The organism is Veillonella parvula, from assembly GCF_945949885.1.
In the GTDB taxonomy this organism is placed as follows: domain Bacteria; phylum Bacillota; class Negativicutes; order Veillonellales; family Veillonellaceae; genus Veillonella; species Veillonella parvula_B.
On record NZ_CAMFFZ010000020.1, the window covers coordinates 23543 to 41936 of the forward strand.

General features: G+C 37.9%; 17 protein-coding genes and 1 pseudogene. 15 read left to right on the forward strand and 3 right to left on the reverse strand.

Annotated elements, in window-relative coordinates; translation table 11 throughout:
* Nucleotides 1-301: 301 nt before the first annotated feature.
* From Q7O55_RS06875 to Q7O55_RS06925, 11 genes are all read left to right on the forward strand, one after another.
* Nucleotides 302-1609, forward strand: coding sequence for an FAD-dependent oxidoreductase (locus Q7O55_RS06875; protein WP_303929379.1), 1308 nt, complete (start codon nt 302-304; stop codon nt 1607-1609).
* On the forward strand, nt 1606-1884 hold the full coding sequence (locus Q7O55_RS06880) for a ferredoxin family protein (protein ID WP_004694335.1): 279 nt from the start codon (nt 1606-1608) through the stop codon (nt 1882-1884). Before Q7O55_RS06875 ends, Q7O55_RS06880 begins: the two co-directional genes overlap by 4 nt.
* A gap of 4 nt (nt 1885-1888) precedes the next feature.
* Nucleotides 1889-2878 (forward strand): electron transfer flavoprotein subunit beta/FixA family protein, encoded by a 990-nt coding sequence (locus Q7O55_RS06885; RefSeq protein WP_303929380.1) that lies wholly within the window; start codon nt 1889-1891, stop codon nt 2876-2878.
* Nucleotides 2878-3879, forward strand: coding sequence for an electron transfer flavoprotein subunit alpha/FixB family protein (locus tag Q7O55_RS06890; protein ID WP_012863686.1), 1002 nt, complete (start codon nt 2878-2880; stop codon nt 3877-3879). Before Q7O55_RS06885 ends, Q7O55_RS06890 begins: the two co-directional genes overlap by 1 nt.
* 514 nt (nt 3880-4393) lie before the next feature.
* Entirely contained in the window at nt 4394-5152 is a 759-nt protein-coding gene (locus Q7O55_RS06895) for an SDR family NAD(P)-dependent oxidoreductase (protein ID WP_303929381.1), read from the forward strand.
* A 209-nt stretch (nt 5153-5361) separates the two neighbouring features.
* Nucleotides 5362-5949, forward strand: a complete 588-nt coding sequence (locus Q7O55_RS06900) for a hypothetical protein (RefSeq protein ID WP_303929382.1) — start codon at nt 5362-5364, stop codon at nt 5947-5949.
* A gap of 232 nt (nt 5950-6181) precedes the next feature.
* A complete protein-coding gene (locus Q7O55_RS06905; RefSeq protein WP_278467313.1) occupies nt 6182-7132 on the forward strand; it encodes an ABC transporter permease in 951 nt (316 codons plus the stop codon).
* Entirely contained in the window at nt 7125-7934 is an 810-nt protein-coding gene (locus Q7O55_RS06910; protein WP_303929384.1) for an ABC transporter permease, read from the forward strand. Before Q7O55_RS06905 ends, Q7O55_RS06910 begins: the two co-directional genes overlap by 8 nt.
* Before the next feature lie 66 nt (nt 7935-8000).
* A complete protein-coding gene (locus Q7O55_RS06915; protein ID WP_303929385.1) occupies nt 8001-9524 on the forward strand; it encodes an ABC transporter substrate-binding protein in 1524 nt (507 codons plus the stop codon).
* Nucleotides 9517-10284, forward strand: a complete 768-nt coding sequence (locus Q7O55_RS06920; protein WP_303929386.1) for an ABC transporter ATP-binding protein — start codon at nt 9517-9519, stop codon at nt 10282-10284. Before Q7O55_RS06915 ends, Q7O55_RS06920 begins: the two co-directional genes overlap by 8 nt.
* 1 nt (nt 10285) lies before the next feature.
* Nucleotides 10286-11026, forward strand: a complete 741-nt coding sequence (locus tag Q7O55_RS06925; RefSeq protein ID WP_303929387.1) for an ABC transporter ATP-binding protein — start codon at nt 10286-10288, stop codon at nt 11024-11026.
* 95 nt (nt 11027-11121) lie between these two features.
* Here the strand turns inward: Q7O55_RS06925 and Q7O55_RS06930 are convergent, their stop codons facing one another.
* Together Q7O55_RS06930 and Q7O55_RS06935 are read right to left on the reverse strand one after the other, a co-directional pair.
* Nucleotides 11122-13122 carry an RNA-directed DNA polymerase gene (locus Q7O55_RS06930; protein ID WP_303929388.1) on the reverse strand — a complete coding sequence of 667 codons (2001 nt, stop codon included), beginning with the start codon at nt 13120-13122 and terminating at the stop codon, nt 11122-11124.
* Nucleotides 13123-13417: 295 nt separating this feature from the next.
* Entirely contained in the window at nt 13418-14764 is a 1347-nt protein-coding gene (locus tag Q7O55_RS06935) for a reverse transcriptase domain-containing protein (protein WP_303929389.1), read from the reverse strand.
* Nucleotides 14765-14970: 206 nt separating this feature from the next.
* Here Q7O55_RS06935 and Q7O55_RS06940 point away from each other — a divergent pair, with 206 nt between their 5' ends.
* The gene (locus Q7O55_RS06940; protein ID WP_303929390.1) at nt 14971-15597 is read left to right on the forward strand and encodes a GyrI-like domain-containing protein; all 627 of its coding nucleotides are present in this window, start codon (nt 14971-14973) and stop codon (nt 15595-15597) included.
* 48 nt (nt 15598-15645) lie between these two features.
* Nucleotides 15646-16110, forward strand: coding sequence for an HXXEE domain-containing protein (locus Q7O55_RS06945; protein ID WP_303929392.1), 465 nt, complete (start codon nt 15646-15648; stop codon nt 16108-16110).
* 137 nt (nt 16111-16247) lie between these two features.
* On the opposite strand, the pseudogene Q7O55_RS06950 reads toward Q7O55_RS06945, so the two are convergent.
* Nucleotides 16248-16596, reverse strand: a pseudogene (locus tag Q7O55_RS06950) (hypothetical protein).
* A 315-nt stretch (nt 16597-16911) separates the two neighbouring features.
* Between Q7O55_RS06950 and Q7O55_RS06955 the strand changes: the two are divergent.
* Both Q7O55_RS06955 and Q7O55_RS06960 read left to right on the forward strand, forming a co-directional pair.
* Nucleotides 16912-17529: a DNA alkylation repair protein gene (locus Q7O55_RS06955; protein ID WP_303929394.1), complete on the forward strand. Its 618-nt coding sequence runs from the start codon at nt 16912-16914 to the stop codon at nt 17527-17529.
* Nucleotides 17530-17578: 49 nt separating this feature from the next.
* Nucleotides 17579-18007, forward strand: coding sequence for a VOC family protein (locus tag Q7O55_RS06960; RefSeq protein ID WP_303929395.1), 429 nt, complete (start codon nt 17579-17581; stop codon nt 18005-18007).
* Nucleotides 18008-18394: the final 387 nt, after the last annotated feature.

Sequence of the window (18394 nt, forward strand, 5' to 3'; positions counted from 1 at the left end):
GTATAGGGTTTTTGCTACCTTTATCATACGCTACTTTTACCGTGAAAGCTAGACTTACTTATAAAATTCACGAATTGATGAATTTTATTGCACTCATCTAGAACAGAAAGTATACATTAGTATTAATATATAATGAGTATATATACAACATGTATAGACTTTTATAATATATTTCTGAAAAATATAGAATATATTCATCTTTCTGTGCTAATTTTTAAAGGTATTTTGGTTCTAAATAGAGAAATATATATACTATATGAACTTATGTAAGTCTAAGCTTTCATTTAAAGGAGCTGAGTATATGGCAATTGATCGCAATGAAACATTTGATGTTATCGTTGTTGGCGCGGGACCGGCGGGTGCTGCGGCAGCATTACGCTTAGCGGAGCAGAGGGTAAAAGTTTTACTTATCGAACGTGGCACCGCACCAGGCGCTAAAAACATGATGGGGGGACGCATCTACACACATTCTTTGGAACGTCTTGTACCGGACTTTAGAGACCGTGCGCCGTTGGAACGAAAGGTGACAAAAGAGCGCATTTCTATTGGTACAGGCAATGAAATGACCACTATCGAGTACAGTTACCAAGATGGTGAACCTAATGAAGAATCCTACGTAGTATTGCGTGCTAAATTTGATAAATGGTTAGCAGAAGAGGCGGAGAAAAAAGGTGCTCTTCTCGTATCTAATGTACAGGTAACTGAGCTTATTACCGAAGGTGAAGGAAAACGTCGCCGTGTAATAGGGGTTCGCTGTCACGATGACGAAGTATATGCAAAACTAGTTGTTATCGCAGAAGGTTCTAACACATTATTATTGGAACAGGCTGCCCTTACAGGTCCTACAGATCCAAGAACAATGGCTGTAGGGGTGAAAGAGGTATATAAACTCAAAAAAGAAGATCTTGAAAATCGCCTCATGCTATCTGGCGATGAGGGGCTGGCGTGGCTTACTTTGGGCGATATGACCGATGGTCTATTGGGTGGTGGCTTTATTTATACGAATAAAGACAGCCTTTCCGTAGGTATGGTTGTAGGCCTTGAAGATATCGGCAAAGCCAATAAATCTGTAGATGACATGTTGTTAGCTTTCACCAATCATCCAAGAATCGCACCATTATTAAAAAATGGCCAATTGAAGGAGCATAGTGCGCATCTCGTACCAGAAGGCGGATTTAAAGCGTTGCCTAAGTTGGGCGGTAATGGGTATGTTATCGTCGGTGATGCAGCGCGTATGTGTATGAACTTGGGGTATACCATTCGTGGTATGGACCTTGCCATCGAATCTGGCATGTGTGCAGCCGATGCGGTTAACGTAGCCTTGCGCGATGAAAACATGGAGCGCGTTGCTAAATTGTATGAACGTCAAATCAAGAATTCTTGGTTATATAAGGATATGAAGCTTTATAAAAATATGCCTGCCTTCCTCGCATCAAACCCTCGCATATTCAAAGAGTATCCAGCTCTTGTGAATAATGTGATGCGCGATGTATTCACTGTAAATGGTGATGGTGCAGTCCCAATGATGAAGAAATTGATGGGTAGTGTAAGTGACGTTGGGTTAGTTACCTTGATTCGTGATGCTTGGAAAGGGGTGCGTTCCCTATGAAATTAGAAGAGCGCTTGGGCGCCAATAAATACTATGTAGATGAAACGTCTCCTCATATCATTGTGGATGGCGCCGGCTTTAGCTTGGAAGAGAAAATGAAACTTGTAAACGGCTGTCCTGCCGGTCTATATACATTACAAGAAAATGGCGATTTAGCCTTTGATTTCGCTGGGTGTCTTGAGTGCGGCACCTGCCGTGTTCTCTGTGGCGAAACAATCGTAAAAACTTGGAAATATCCGCGTAACGCTAAGGGCGTAGAATTTAGACAGGGGTGAGGGTATGGAGTTATTAGTATGTATCAAACAGGTTCCAGATACATCTGAGATTAAGCTGGATCCGGAAACGAATAATCTCATCCGCACAGGTCTGCCTAGCATTGTAAACCCTTACGATATGCATGCGTTAGAGGCAGCTCTTGCGGTAAAAGACCAATATGAAGGTAGTCGTGTAACCGTTGTCACTATGGGGCCTCCTCAAGCCGAGGCGGCACTTCGCGAGTGTTTATCCCTCGGTGCAGACGATGCGGTGCTCATTACAGACCGTGCTTTTGGCGGTGCTGATACATTGGCTACAAGCTATACGATTGCCTCTGCCATTCGTCATATTCAACGTACCATGAATCGCGAGTTCCAAATGATTTTCTGCGGCAAGCAGGCTATCGATGGAGATACAGCGCAAGTAGGCCCTCAAATTGCGGAGGAACTAGGCATGGCGCAAGCTACCTATGCTTGTGAATTATCTGTAGACCAAGCAGCCCAAAAAGCGATTGTAAAACGAGAACATGAAAATGGTTACGAAATTGTGGAAGTTCCTTTACCACTATTGGTAACGGCTACGGCTGAACTCAATGAGCCTCGTCAACCCGGTCTTTGGAGCTCGATTTACGCCAAACGATATACGATTACGCATATTACATTGCGAGATATGCCACATATTGATGAAAGCCGTATCGGGCTCAATGGCTCTCCTACACGTGTGCGCAAGGTATACCAACCACCGCTTCGGGGCAAGGTAGAGATGCTTTCATCCGTGGACGAAGGCGCTAAGAAAATCCTTGAATTGGCATATAATATCAAGCCAGAAAAGTTTTCTCATTTATTAGTACCGAGCGAAGAATCGGTCGAAGAGCCTGTAGATACCAATGATGAGGGCATAGATGTAAAAGACCCTGTACAACGGGCTGCCACTGTTGAAAGTGTATCCTCTAGTGAGTTTAAGGCTTTAGCGACCGTTAAAGGTGAAGAAGGTTCCAAAGGAGGTGATCGATAATGGGAGTGACAAATTTTGATGAATATAGAGATGTCTTTGTCGTAGCCGATACCATCGATGACGTAGTGCATCCGGTTACGTACGAACTTATCGGTCAAGCTCGTCGAATCGCTAAGGAATTGGGCCAACTCGTTCAAGTTATGCTCCTTGGTGAGAATGTTCAATCCGAGGCGGAGGAACTTGTGGCACATGGTGCCGATATTGTTCACGTTTTTGAAAGCCCTCTTTTGAAATACTATACAACAGACGGCTATACAAAGGTTTTGACAGATTTCTTTGAAGACCATAAGCCTAATATCCTTTTGATTGGCGCTACAAACAATGGCCGTGACTTGGCACCTCGCATGTCTGGTCGCATGAAAAATGGTGTCGTAGCTGACTGTACCATTTTGACGGTAGATACTACAGAAGGCCTTGTAGAATGGACACGCCCTGCCTTGGGTGGCAATATTTTAGCTGAAATTATTTCCCCAAATCACCGTCCACAAATGGGTTCTGTCCGTCCTAATGTATTTAAAAAGCCGGACCGCATTGCAGATAGCTGGGGCCGCATTCAAATTGAACCATTCGACCTTAACCCTGAAGACATTCGCATGAAGCGTCTCGACTTCATTCCGTTTAGCAAAGATGGTTACAACATCCAAGAAGCGGATATCATCGTGGCCGGCGGTCGAGGCATGGGTTCTAAAGAAAACTTCGATAAGCTCTACGAACTTGCCGATGCTATCGGCGGCGTTGTAGGTGCTACACGTCCCCTTGTAGAAAAGGGCTGGATCGAATTGCCATACCAAGTAGGCCAAACAGGTAAAACGGTAAGTCCTAAACTATACTTGGCATTCGGTATCTCCGGTGCTATTCAACACGTGAGCGGTATCTCCGGTGCTGACACAATCGTGGCTATCAACAACGATCCAAATGCAGAAATCTTCCAACACGCTAACTATGGGATAGTGGGGGATTGCATGGAAGTGTTAAATGATATGTTGGCGCATTTGAAATAAAAGACGTGCATAAAGTGGCATTAGAATTATAATACAATAAAGAAAGAGGATACCCTTCCCGAAAGCCTCCAAAGCGAGCTAAGTCGGTTTCAGAAAGGGTATCCTCTTTTTATTATCATATTCCTAAATCCATATGCCACTTTATGTATCCTTTTAAATACCATCTGCGCCGACATATTATTCTAGAAGAGGGGAAAGTACAGTACGCGTAACGCTCAAGGCGGCTTCGAATAGGTATCCCTATTTGGTTTACTGCTGCTGTAGAGCTCAAATGTTCAAGTATTATAAACCACTGCGCCGACATATTATTTACATAGAGGGAAAGTCGGTTTCAGAAAGGGTATTCTCTTTTTTATCATATTTTTAAATCTTTATGCCGCTTTATGTGTTCTTTTAATACTATATGCTCCAATGTATCATTTTTATTAGTATAGGGTGGTGGCTTAAAGTCCATTACATATTAAAGTGGTATAATTAGACTATAGATATAGTTCGGATTGATAAGGAGGTATTTATGGCTCGTAATGTTTTTGTTACTGGTGCAACGTCTGGTATTGGTCTTTGTATTGCCGAGGCATATGCAAAGTATGGCGATAATGTTTTGATTTCCGGTCGTCGCGCTGAGGTGTTGGCTGAGGTACAGGCTCGTTTGTCTAAGGAATATGGCGTGCGCATTGAGACTTTGGTTCTTGATGTGCGTAGTCGTGAGGATGTTGAAAGCAAGGTTCCAGCAGCAATTGAGGTTTTTGGTGGTGTTGATGTCCTTGTAAATAATGCAGGTCTTGCGCAAGGTTTGGATCCTTTCCAAGATAGTGCTGTCGATGATGCTGTGACCATGATAGATACAAATGTGAAAGGTCTTTTATATGTAACAAAGGCTGTACTACCTTTTATGATTGATAAAAACGCAGGCCATATTGTAAATATGGGCTCTACCGCTGGTATTTACGCATATCCAGGTGGCGCTGTTTACTGTGCTACAAAGGCGGCCGTTAAGACGTTAAGCGATGGTATTCGGATGGATACGATTGCTACAGATATTAAGGTCACAACCATTCAACCGGGCATCGTAGAGACTCCATTTAGTGAAGTGCGCTTTCACGGTGATGCGGAAAAAGCTAAAGCCGTCTACGCCGGCATCGATGCCATCCAACCTGAGGATGTGGCGGACGTTGTGCTATACGTAACAAACCAACCTAAACGCTTGCAAATTTCTGATGTCACAATCATGGCAAATCAACAAGCAGCTGGGTTTATGGTGCATAAGAAATAAGACGGCGTATGATTTAACGTAAAAGCTAATATAGAACTCAAGGCTTTATATAAGAAATAACTACTTGAAATTCCCTATCATTTAGGATATAATTATAAAATAAGTTTTGATAAAGAATATTTTGTAAAATGTATTTTTGTATTATAATATTATTAATCAATGTGGTGTGTTTGTACAGATGTATTTGTAAGAGCGCGGAGATTATATTAATGTTGAAGAAATTTGTATTGATGGCAGTTGCTTGTGCTTGTGTAGGTTCTTATACTGTTGCTGGTGCTCAAGGTACTCTTGATGTAAAACCAGATCAACCTAAATCTGTGGTAGCGCAACAAGAAGCGCCAATGGTTGGTATGCCAAGTCCGTTTCATGAGTTTTCTACTGTAGATGAAGCGGCTAGATATATGAACATTACACCTCAAATGCCTAAGGTATTACCTGTGGGTTACAACATTGAGTCTGTAAGTACTATTGATAAGGATATATTGCAAGTGGTTTATGTTTACCAAGCTGGTGAAGATGCTACTCGTAATCAAGCTGCAGGCAAACGCATCGTCCATCGCATAGCCAATGAAATAAAAGAAGATATCAGCGGCGATTATAACGATTTTCGTGTAACAGCTAATGAAAAAGTAAACGGCACAAAGGTTGTTTTCAAAGGCGGTAATAAAATGGTATATCTCATAGGTTGGACAAAAGACGGACAAACTCATGGGATGTACTTCGAACGCCCTGTAACTCGTGACATGGCTAAAGCAATCGTTGCTAATACAGTAGCCCCAAAACAACATACAAAATAATATAAAAGTCCAGGCCTAATGGGATAGGCATGCGAGCTGTGGTGAAGCACTCGCATGGACACTGTAAGGGTTTTATATGGAACGGCTCCTCATATGAGGGGCCGTTTTTGTTGGTATGCAAAACTTTCATAATGATAATGATTCTAAATACCCATATGGGTATATCTATCTAAGTATTACATTGATAGAATATAAATATAGCTATTTTGTGATAAAGAAGGCAGGTGATGTATTGTATCGATTAATACTACAGCGTTTGGCGAGTATTGTAGGTATTTTATTTGTTGTTACCATCGGTACATTTGTATTGATAAAATTATCTCCTATTGATCCCGTGTCGATGAAGTTTAATCTTGTAGGGGCTACACCAGATCCAGTTGTAGTTGCACAGATACGAGAGCAGTTAGGGCTCAATGACCCTTGGTGGCAACAATACCTACGTTGGTTAGGTCAAATTGTACAAGGGGACTTTGGTGAGTCCATTCTGTATGCTTTACCAGTGGCGACCATTCTTGGCGGTGCCTTGCCTAATACCTTGGGGCTAGTATCCTTAGCTCTTGTTATGGGAATCGTGGTGACCATACCGCTCGGTATGTTATCTGCAAAGTATCAAGACTCATGGATTGATCATGGGGTTCGTCTCGTTACATTCCTAGCATTAGCAATCCCTGGGTTCTGGGTCGGTTTATTATTACTGTACTTATTCGGTGTTAAATTACAGCTAGTGTCGGTAACGAATACCAATGGCTTTTCTGCTTATGTATTGCCCGCGGTAACCCTTGCTTTATGGATATGTGGTCTCTACATTCGTCGATTGCGCAATGCTATCTTAGAGGTGTCGCGACAGCCCTTTGTACAGGGGGCTCGAGCATTGGGCTTGCCAGAATGGATGGTCTACACCCGTTACATATTCCCTCATGTGGGACTTATGTTGTTGCCTATGATGGGGGTAACCATGGGGGCTATGCTAGGTGGGTCTGCCGTTATTGAAACGGTATTCTCCATAAAAGGCATCGGCTACATGATGGTGCAGGGCATTATGGCTCGCGATTATGTATTGATGCAGGGCTATATCATTTGGATTACCTTGGTGTTCATCGTGATAAATATCATCATTGATGTATTGAGTGTTTGGCTGAATCCGAAGCGAAGAGCCGCTATAAAAGGAGGCTCTTATGAATAGACAAAAGCCCTATACTTTATACGCTATATTGGTATTAGCAACTCTGTGGATCGTATTTTTCTTATGTGCTCCCTATATAGCACCCTTTGATCCTGAAACGACGAGTATCGCGGACCGCTTACAAGACATTAGTAGTACCCATCTATTAGGTACTGACCAACTCGGTCGTGATGTGTGGTCTCGTATTCTGTACGGTGGTAAAGCCTCTTTAGGGATTGCTTTCACCATCATTGGCATTAGTGGGGCCATCGGTATCGCTATTGGTGGGTTAGCAGGATTCTCTACACCTAGCATTGACCGTTGGTTATCTCGCTTGATTGATTTGGTACTAGGATTCCCGAACATGGTGATTGCTATTGCTTTCATCGGTATTATGGGACCTAGCATAACGAATGTAATCATTTCCTTGTGCATTACGAAATGGGCGGAATATGCACGTATCACTAGAGGTCTTGTACAGATTGAACGCCACGCGGAGTACATTACCTTTGCTCGTATGTCGGGCGCTTCAAACCTACGAATTTTGTGGCGCTATATTCTGCCGAATGTATTGCCACCGTTGGCGATTGTTATTATTCAACATCTAGGGGATGCCATCATTTTGGTAGCCAGTTTTTCGCTCATCGGCATCGGTGTACAACCGCCGGATCCGGAGTGGGGCGCTATCTTGTTGAGTTCCCGAGATTTTCTACAAACGGCGCCGTGGCTGCTAATTTACCCAGGGCTCGCTATTTTTATTACCGTTGTTTTATTTAACTATATTGGTGATGCGTTGCGCGATGCCCTTGATGTATCTCGTTAACCGTGCTGTGTATAGATTTTTTATGGTGAAAGCCTCGACGAGGCAATGTATTTTAAAGGAGATATTATGAAGCGTTGGTTGTTAGCATGTTTGTCCATGCTATGCATGGTGGCTCTCTTGGTTGGCTGTGGCAATGATACTGCTAAAGACAGCAAACAAGGTAAGCATATGAATGTTGGTTTGTATTGGTTTGGTGAAACATTAGACCCAACTCACGAATGGGATGCGTGGACATTGACGCGTATCGGCGCTGGTGAAACATTGGCAACGGTAACACCAGATATGAAATTTACTCCACAATTGGCAGACTCCTGGGAAAATGTGGACCCTACAACATGGAAATTCCACATCCGTGAAAATGTTAAATTCCACAATGGCGCTCCAATGACGCCACAAAAGGTAAAAGAGTCCATCGAGTACACAATGAAACAAAGTGCTCGTTCTGCAAAGGCCGTTAAAATCGAGTCCATCACAGTAGATGGTCAAAACTTGATTATTAAAACAACAGAACCTAATGGTTCCTTGTTATCTAGCTTGACTGAACCTGCTTTTGTTATCATGGATACTGCAGATCTTAAAGACGTAGCATCTAAACCAGTTCTTACAGGCCCTTATAAAATCACTGCTTTCAAAAAAGGTGAAACAATTGAACTCGCAGCCTTCGCAGATTACTGGGGCGGCAAACCAGGTCTTGATTCTGTAACTGTAAAAGATATCGAAGACAACAATAAACGCGCTATGGCGTTGCAATCTAAAGACGTAGACGTAATTCAAAAAGTGGACTCTGCTAACCGCAGCTTGTTCAAAGACGGTTTCAATATTCAAGACGTTGCTGGCGTTCGTGTGTTTATGTTGAAAGCAAACCACACAGAAGCATCTCCATTACATGATAAAGCTGTACGTTCCGCTATTGCTCATATCATTAACTATGATTCCATGGCTAAAATCATCGGCAATGGCTCTACACCAGGGGCGGCACCATTCCCGCCATCTGCCAACTTAGGCTATGATGCGATTGCTAATAAACCGATGACAGATGTAGCAAAAGCTGACCAAATCTTGTCTCAGGCTGGGTACGCTAAGAATGCAAACGGCATGTATGCAAAAGATGGCAAAGAATTAGCGATTACTATTGCTATTTGGGGTAAAGACACAAGCTTATCCGAAGAAATTCAACAAGAATTGAAAAAAGCTGGTATTGCTGTAACTCTTAAGAAATTACAAAGCCCTGATGAAGTAGATACACTTGGTACAGATGGTTTCGATTTAGTAGAACGCAATGTAGTGACTATGTCTACAAACGATCCTTACTGGTTCCTCAGCTTATTCTACAAAACTGGTGCGAAAGCAAACGTTGGCGGCTACACTAATCCTCAAGTAGATGCGTTAATCGACCAATTGTCTGTAACATTTGATCAAAACGAACGCTCTAATATTGCAAAACAAGCACAACAAATCTTAGTTGATGACGTAGCAGATATTTATTTGTTGTATCCAAGTGCAACGGTTGTATCTACTACAAAAGTTAAAAATGTACCGGTACATCCAATCGATTACTACTTATTAACAAAGGATTCTACTATTGAATAAATCTGATTGTATCGTATTTGATAAGGTTATAATTTCATACGGTGCGGAGCAAGCGGTACGCGATGTATACTTCTCCGTGCCCAATGGTGAGGTCTTTGCCATCGTTGGTGAAAGCGGCTCTGGTAAATCTACGTTAGTTCGTGCCGCCTTTGGCATGTTGAAACAAGCTAACATTAGCGGCCAAATTTTGCTAAATGGCACCGATGTTTCTACATTGAGTGATGGTGATTGGCGACAACTACGGGGCACAAAGATTTCTATGATCTTCCAAAATCCCAGCGCCTATCTAAATCCGTATCGGACTGTAGAAAATCACTTTAAGGATTTGTTCTGTGCTCATGGTGAAAGTTATGATGTAAGCCGCGTTATAGATATGCTTAATCTCGTTCACTTAACTGACGGAGCACGTATCTTGCAGTCCTATCCGTTTCAGTTGAGCGGTGGTATGCAACAACGGTTAGCAATAGCTTTGAGCCTCATCTTGAAGCCTGGTATCGTATTTGCTGACGAACCGACTAGTGCCTTAGATATGCTGGTGCAAGCCTCTGTATTGGACCTTATGAAAGAGGTAACACAGGCTCTTGGGGCAACGGTGATTATTGTAACCCATAATATCAAGGCGGCGGCGCGCATTGCCAATAGCATTGGGGTTATGAATAAGGGGCAACTCGTTGAAGTGGGATCCACCGAAGAGGTAATGACACATCCAAAGGATGAGTATACTCGTATTTTGTTAGATTCCGTAATGAAAGTGGTGTAGTATGATTCAACTCGAGAATATATGTAAACAATATACGAACCACAATCATACGGTCCACGCCGTTGATAACGTATCCTTTTCCGTGGCTCCCAATGAACGCGTAGGTATTGCTGGTGGTAGTGGTTCCGGTAAAAGTACGCTGCTTAGGCTGATTGCTATGCTAGAAAAACCTACATCTGGCACCTTGCGACTCTTTGGTGAGGAAATCCATTCCATTCAAAATCATACAGAAATATATCGCTCTATGCAGATGATGTTCCAAAATCCCTTGGCGGTGATTCCACCGAGAATGAACTTAGAAGCATTTCTCTTAGAGCCGTATATCAACTATGGTCTCATGGATGTGACTGCAGCAAAGGACGATATCCGTAAGTGGATTCAACATGTAGACCTACCTGAAACGATCGTTAACAAATACCCGCATGAGGTCAGCGGCGGTCAATTGCAACGTGTTGTATTAGCACGAATTATGCTGATGAACCCAAAACTAGTACTCTTTGATGAACCTACATCAGCCCTTGATGCGGTGAACCAAAAACTAGTGCTAGACCTATTACAAAAACTCCATACGGAACAACCCTTCGGTTACGTATTCGTCAGCCATGACATCGGACTATTACAAGCTGTAACAGACCGAATCATCGTCATGAAAGATGGGCAAATCGTAGAAAATATCGAATCAAAACGACTTAAAGAAGCGGAACATCCGTATACACAAGTACTAGTAGAAGCGAGTATGTAAAAAGGAAAGAGCCCTATACTTTGGTGTAAGGGCTCTTTGTTAATATTGATATATTTCTATAACAAAGTTTGATAATGATGAGTTATTATTGAAAATTAGTTTATACTACCGAAGATTTCTAAACCATGTATACCTTTGTATTGTTGAAAAAGCGTACGTTGTAAAGTTCTATATGTTATTGCTTGATTTATAGATTCATAAATATCTATTCCCCAATTAAAAAAATAATGATTGTTATTACTATCAAACTCTTCTATAAAATCAATAATAGGAGTGAGAATATCCTTTTTGAGAATATTATTATTGTTGTTCTCATCTAAATTCTTATGTTTAAATATTTTTAAGAGCTGTTTGATTCCTTTAGTATTTTCTGGGCTTAAATTTTGCCAATTAAAAAATATAATTATATACCAAAATTCACTATATAGCATCATATTATCTGGCTTTATATTTGAAAGTGCTATTTCAATATTATTATTAATCACATTAGTAATTTTTTTGTGATAGGTTATATCATATTTGGAATAAATGCTATAGCATGCCCATAATAATGGGTTCTTTTCTTTTTCTAAAAAATCCTCTAAATACTTTTCAATAATATAGGGTAACGCTGATTTATGAGCAGCGATAACTAGTAATAGATTAGATAAATCTTGAAGTGGAAATTTTAAAAATATAAAACTATATTTTGTAAAAATTCTTTCTATTTTACTATAGTCAAATGATTCATCCTTTAGAAGTTCAGACTTAATATAATAAAATATAGTAATAAATTTTTGAGTATTATCAAATGATGCAAAATAAGAATAAATATAGAATACTAAATCTAGCAAATAAAGTAATTTAGATTTCTTAGGTTTGTTTATTAAGAGAAGCCCTTTTTTCTGTTTCTTGAACTTATTTAAAAATGTACTAAGTATGAAAGATATAATATATCGGGTATAATCTGGATGCTCTTTTATTAATACATCAAAATCATTTTTCATTCTTGGGAAGTTGATAAAGCCATTACTTAAAAGTTGTTCAGGCATACTACTATTATCAAAGATTTTTTCGATTTTATCTACATAGTCTCTTGTTTTATTTATCCAGTAATTATTGATCACAGGAGTGATTTCAGATTTAAATTTATGTTCGTTTAAATGCAATAGATACTTTGAAGTATAATTTTCATATAAATTTATTATTTTGTCAGTTGTAATTTCAGAATTAGTAAAAATGAAAATATCATCAACAAATCTATAAATTTCATAGTCAAGATCTTTTTGTAGGCCTAAAATGCTTAATTCGTTATAAACTTGGATATCAATTTCTTGTAATAATATTTCAGCGATTAATCTTGAGAATTCAGGACCGATAACAATCCCATTGGAAGATTTACCATTAATATTCTGTAATATTTTGTCGATAGTAATGAATAAATTGGTATTTTTAGCATTCTTTGAGTCAATTGTATGGGCTTCAACAATCCATTTAAAGGTATGTGTATAAATACTGTCAAAACAGGATTTATAGTCTGCTTTCGCAAAAAATTTATACTGATGATTAGCTATCTCCCAGGTAGGTGAATTAAAAAAATCAGTAAGAGAGCTATGAGTTTTTAAGTTAAAATATAATCCACTTTGTTGGATAATATCTTTCTTGAATTTGTGGCTTTTTTGCTCAATATATTCTATTGTTTTTTTCTTTTTTGCTTTGTAATATAAGTTGCTATTATTACTGTGATAGCGAATTGAAAAAATAGCTTTTTTTTCTAATAATGGAAGAATTTCCTTTTGATATAAATCAATAAAAAAATAAATATTAATTGCGGATAGTGGCTGAATTAATGAGAGCGTACGAGTTGTTTTTTGATTTTTTATAATTTTGAATTTTAATGGTGCAGTTGACCAAGTGGGATCATTAAACATAATGTTTTTATTTTTATGCTTTATTTTTAGTAAATTTTTTTTTGCTGATTTTAAGTTTTTTGCTGCTTTTTTTTCAAAAAGGTATTGATAAAATCTATATAATGAGTATAGTTCAGGTAGTTCTACAGGCATTGTATCTGTTATGAGATAATCTAATTGATTTCTTCGAATATTTGTATTTTTCATTGTTTTTATCCGTTTAATCTATTATTATAAGTATGAGGAATTCCTCATGCACAGAATATAAGTATAGGGGAGACCCAATATCTTATTGTGCACACATCAGCGACTCTATTTAGGTGAAAGTATTTATATGAGTGCTTTGCACAAGTATGGGTATGAGTAGTTTACTAGACGTGAATCTATGTGTAGATTTAACTACAGGTAGGGGAATGAACTGGTTGATAAGTGGAGTTAACTCTTAATAAGAGCCGAAAGTACGATAAATTGCAGCGTGGCTGGATTTTATCGTACTTTTTGGTTAAAAGCCAACTTTCAATGCGATAAGGTACTTTCCGAGTATTTGATTGTAAGTTAGTCCCTTCATATTACGAAGACCTATTTTTCGTGCTAATTTTTTTAAAGTTTTTAGATTATAACCTAAGCATTCAACAAAAATCATACTTTTTTTATTTTGTAAGGTATAAAGTAACGTATATGTGTTGTTAGATGATTTTAAATAGTATGGTAATGGAAGATTGTTTTGATTAAATGCATCCTTTACAGCATTTTCCAAGAACGTTTTTGTGTCAGGAATTAGTGCTGCTAGATAATACTGAAGCTCTGTATAGTTAGCAATTATACCTTTGCTTTTCCATATAATATTATTTTTGTGTGTAGATAAATATACAATTCTGTGACAAAATGCTTTTATTTTTTGTCGTAATATTTCATCAGAGAGTTCATTTTTAATATTGTCGGCAATTAGGTGATTTAGTTTATTTTGATATTTAATGATTTTTTCTTTAGTGATACCGTAAGTTAATTTGATTTTATCAGGATTACTTTCGGGCTCAAAGTTTATTTGATAACCTAAAAACTTTAATTCTTTTAATTGATTTAAATCATATTTTGAAATGTAGTTAAACTTATTCGGGTTAAGTTTTACTTTACATTTTATATTAATATTATCCTTATAAAAAACACTGGAAATTGCTTCCTCTATAATCTTCTTTAGGCTATCTTCTTTAATATTTATATTACTAATTATTAGGCAGTCATCAATGTATCTTTGATAGAATATAATACCGAGGTCTTTTAGCTTTTGAGTTAATATATTATCGAAATCTCGAGCTACTAATTCACAGAGGGTATTAGATAAACTTAAACCACTAAATGTATATTTAAAACAATTACAATACTGAGTGATAAGAGCTTTTTCTGCTCTTGATAAATTAGAATCTTTTAGATAATTTTGGTTAACATAGTCATTAGAAATTGAATTGAAGAAGTCTTTGAAATCAAACTTATAGATTGTAAAATCTTGCATGTTTTTTAGTAGCGTTAATGTACCAAATAAGGATTTTATAATTTTATTTCTGTTTGGAAAGATTATTTTGAACTCTTTGTCGATTCTTTTTTTTAGATAAAGGCAAACTATATACTCTAAGCTATTTTTATCATATTTATAACCGAATCTTTTTTTTGTGTGCTGTGTCAAAATAAAATGCTTTTTTTGGCCATTGAAGTTGATATTTTCTTCTTTGATAGCCTTTTTTAAGTTATCGATGGTTGGATAAAAAGATGAGGAGTTGTTATTGCTAATCTTAAATAAGTTGCTTTGAATATCAATTATGGATTGAAGTAAATTATAATCAATTTGGCTCATATAAACCTCCTGTAGATATTAGTTATTCTTATTATAATATAAAATATGGAAAATAATCTATCTTGATTTTATATGATTAAATATTAGTTATAGAGATAAGTATATTGATATCGAATAAATAGGTATTTAGAGTTTTAATCATCTTTCATAATCCTCCCTTACCATAAAAGAAATCACATGTTTTCTTTCAGAAAGAGGGGTTAATTATGACAGCAGTAAAGCATGAATGGCGTAAACATGAGAAAGACCTGTATTGTCCGAAGCAGAAGGCGGTGCAGGTTACGGTGCCGAGCATGAAGTTCCTCGTGCTGGATGGCGTGGGAAATCCTAATCATGCGGCTTTTGCTGATGATATCGAGGCGCTATATTCGTTGTCTTATGGGATAAAGATGTTGCCGAAAAAGGGCGTGACGCCGGATGGATACTTTGATTACACCGTGTATCCATTGGAGGCGCTTTGGAAGCAGATTGAGCATACGGAGCAGTTTGATAAGAATAATCTGCAATATCGAGTGATGATCAGACAACCAGATTTTGTGACTCCTGACGTGTTAGAGGCGGCGATTGTTAATGTGTCCAAGAAAAAATTGTTGCCTCGATTTAAGGATGTGCGGCTCGAATCGATAGAGGATGGAGATTGCGTACAGATATTGCATATCGGGCCTTATGATAATGAACCGGAATCGTTTATGAAAGTGGATGAATTCTGCTCTGCTCATAATTTGCAACGTGTTAATAACGAATGGCATCGGGAAATCTATTTGTCCGATGCGCGAAAGGTGGAGCCCGCAAAATTGAAGACGGTACTGCGCGTGCAGGTAAAAAGGGGATAGTATAAAACTGTCATAATAAACTTAATCAAATTATGAACGAGGTACCTTATGGAGTTGAATAGTTTTTTCTTACTATTTCCCAGTATTTTCATGCTGCACGAATTGGAGGAGATACTTCTGTTTCCTCGCTTTATGGATCGGAACCCGCAACTACAACGACGACTTTTATCGGGGGCGTTTACACCTTTCAGAATTAATGCAATCATCTATCAGGAATTTGTACTCTTGTTGATTATACTGGGATTAAGTATATATTTTGAAAGCTTCGATTTTTATATTACCATTATCATAGCGTACGTATACCATGTAATTGGACATATATTCCAAAGTATTTTTCTGCGACAGTATATCCCGGGTGTTCTTAGTGGTATTATCACGGCTGGATATTGCACATATCAGATATATGATGCGGTGTCTGCAAACTATATGCTATTAGCCTATTCGTTCCTAACACTTTTGATTATTTTCGTTAATATCGTTGTGAGCTTTAAAATGCTTCAACGGATACAATAAACGCCTGAGTAGACTGTAAAAGTAAAGCGTTCACAAATATATTGTTAAGTAAAACGGCTCCTCCATGAGGGGCCGTTTTTTGTATATAAAAAGGCCATCAACAGTGTGTCGATGACCTCTTAATAGGTAATATATTATTAAGCAATTTCCGCTTTCAAATCGATAACGTGTTTACATGCCGTGCATCCTGGGCAGTCACAGAATTCAGCGCCTTGTGCTTTGATGTCTTTCGCATGTTGTAATAGGTTAGCGGCGCCTTCTTTACCTAGGATTTGCGTAGCTTAGTTCAGAGCTAGCAAAGCCGATTGTTTCATCGATGAAGGCGATATTCTGTTCTGCCACGGATACGAGTTGTTTTGTGAGTTCCGCTTGCTTAGGCGTGCCTTCCGCATTGAGCCAGGATTGAGCGAATTCTTTTACTGTAGGATTGCTTGATGGAGCATCTAATAAAGCTTGTACGAGTTCTTTTACTTGTGTATGTGTCATAATGGTCTTCTTTTATAAACTACTAACTATATAGAGCAGTGTGCCAACTAGTATTATATGAGCACATGTTCCTTTTGTTGAGTTCATTATAGCACTTACAATAATTTTGAATAGTAGAATGATTTGCGATAGATACTATCAAATAGGATAGATTTGTGATGATTACTGAGAAAAATTTTTGATATAATTTAATAATAAAAGCCGAATACCAATAATTGGCACAATGTAGCTGTATTGAAAACGTAGCTTTATTGAATAAAAGATAGAATCAGATAGTTATAAACAAATTAGAATTTGTAAGTGAGGTGAGTTTCTTTGAAAGCGTATATTAGGAGTTTAGAAACAGAGTTTTCCTTGATAGAAAATGGTTTTAAAGAGGAAGAAAGACGAGCCTTGGCCGATTATAAATCTAGTGATATTGAATATATCAAGGAGTTGGCATTTTTAGCCTATAAATCTGATATTTATCAAGTAAGAATGTACGCTGTATTTCTTTTTGGATACTTATCAGAGCAAAAAGATATCTTGGTATTTATGAGAGATGAAGTGTCTAAAGATGATAATTGGAGAGTTCAGGAAGTATTAGCAAAGGCATTTGATGAATTTTGCAGAAAGACCGGGTATGAAAAAGTGCTTCCAATTATTGATGAATGGTTAGATAATCATAATACAAATACGAGGAGAGCCGTTACAGAGGGATTAAGAATATGGACAAGTAGGCCATATTTCAAAGACAACCCTAATGAAGCTATTAGACGAATTGCTGCACTAAAAGAAGATACCAGTGAATATGTCAGAAAATCGGTAGGCAATGCTTTAAGGGATATTAGCAAAAAATTTCCTGAATTAATTAGAGCTGAACTCAATAATTGGAAGTTAGACAGCAAAGAAATAAATCAAGTATACAAATTGGCGAGTAAATTTATTATCTGACAAATTTAAGTTTATCTAATTAATGTAATCGTAAACTATGGAGGTAGTAATGAATAAGATCACTTGCATATGTTTAGGCGTTAGAGACATGGAACGATCAATAAAGTTTTATAGAGATGGTTTGGGATATAAGACTGACTGTAAAGAAAATAATCCGCCAGTAATATTTTTCGATACGGCAGGGACAAAATTTGAACTATTTCCTTTGGAACAATTAGCAAAAGATATTGATGAAAGCAATCCTCCAACGGGAAATGGATTTGCCGGAATTACATTAGCTTATAATGTTGAACATAAAGAAGATGTTGATCGTGTTATTGAATTAGTGCGAAATGCTGGGGGAAGAATTGTAAAAGAACCACAAGATGTTTTTTGGGGTGGGTATCATGCATATTTTGCTGATCCAGATGGATATTACTGGGAAGTTGCATGGGGTCCAAACTTTAAGTTTGATGAAAAGGGATTATTGGAATTTTAGTAGTTAATCTTGCTCAGGCGTGTCTTAGGTATCAGCTTGTAATTGAGCAATTTTTTATTGTTGGATTACTTGTGTGTGCATCTAATAAAGCTTTGCACAAGTTATGTTAATTATGCGTACATCATTATAATCTCCTTTATATTTACTGACTATAGATTTAGAATCATGCGTTCTTATTTAATGAGCCAGTTTCTGTTGAGCGAGCTAGAGAAATGATTAAGAGTGTACATATTGAAAAAACACTTTAAGTGTAGTATATTATAGATAGGCAATTGATAGTTGTGCAATTAACTACAAAATCCCTCGGAGCTGCAACTCCGAGGGATTTTTTACATTGTACGCCGAATAGGCATGACTAAACCCCCAGTTAAACTGGGGGTCAGTAAA

What these genes read in the sequence shown, in the direction of transcription:
- Q7O55_RS06890 (WP_012863686.1), top strand. Translation starts at nt 2,878, where the DNA reads ATGGGAGTGACAAATTTTGATGAATATAGAGATGTCTTTGTCGTAGCC.
- Q7O55_RS06910 (WP_303929384.1), top strand. Translation starts at nt 7,125, where the DNA reads ATGAATAGACAAAAGCCCTATACTTTATACGCTATATTGGTATTAGCA.
- Q7O55_RS06945 (WP_303929392.1), top strand. Translation starts at nt 15,646, where the DNA reads ATGGAGTTGAATAGTTTTTTCTTACTATTTCCCAGTATTTTCATGCTG.
- Q7O55_RS06935 (WP_303929389.1), bottom strand. Translation starts at nt 14,764, where the DNA reads ATGAGCCAAATTGATTATAATTTACTTCAATCCATAATTGATATTCAA.
- Q7O55_RS06925 (WP_303929387.1), top strand. Translation starts at nt 10,286, where the DNA reads ATGATTCAACTCGAGAATATATGTAAACAATATACGAACCACAATCAT.
- Q7O55_RS06880 (WP_004694335.1), top strand. Translation starts at nt 1,606, where the DNA reads ATGAAATTAGAAGAGCGCTTGGGCGCCAATAAATACTATGTAGATGAA.
- Q7O55_RS06915 (WP_303929385.1), top strand. Translation starts at nt 8,001, where the DNA reads ATGAAGCGTTGGTTGTTAGCATGTTTGTCCATGCTATGCATGGTGGCT.
- Q7O55_RS06900 (WP_303929382.1), top strand. Translation starts at nt 5,362, where the DNA reads ATGTTGAAGAAATTTGTATTGATGGCAGTTGCTTGTGCTTGTGTAGGT.
- Q7O55_RS06895 (WP_303929381.1), top strand. Translation starts at nt 4,394, where the DNA reads ATGGCTCGTAATGTTTTTGTTACTGGTGCAACGTCTGGTATTGGTCTT.
- Q7O55_RS06960 (WP_303929395.1), top strand. Translation starts at nt 17,579, where the DNA reads ATGAATAAGATCACTTGCATATGTTTAGGCGTTAGAGACATGGAACGA.
- Q7O55_RS06930 (WP_303929388.1), bottom strand. Translation starts at nt 13,122, where the DNA reads ATGAAAAATACAAATATTCGAAGAAATCAATTAGATTATCTCATAACA.
- Q7O55_RS06875 (WP_303929379.1), top strand. Translation starts at nt 302, where the DNA reads ATGGCAATTGATCGCAATGAAACATTTGATGTTATCGTTGTTGGCGCG.
- Q7O55_RS06940 (WP_303929390.1), top strand. Translation starts at nt 14,971, where the DNA reads ATGACAGCAGTAAAGCATGAATGGCGTAAACATGAGAAAGACCTGTAT.
- Q7O55_RS06885 (WP_303929380.1), top strand. Translation starts at nt 1,889, where the DNA reads ATGGAGTTATTAGTATGTATCAAACAGGTTCCAGATACATCTGAGATT.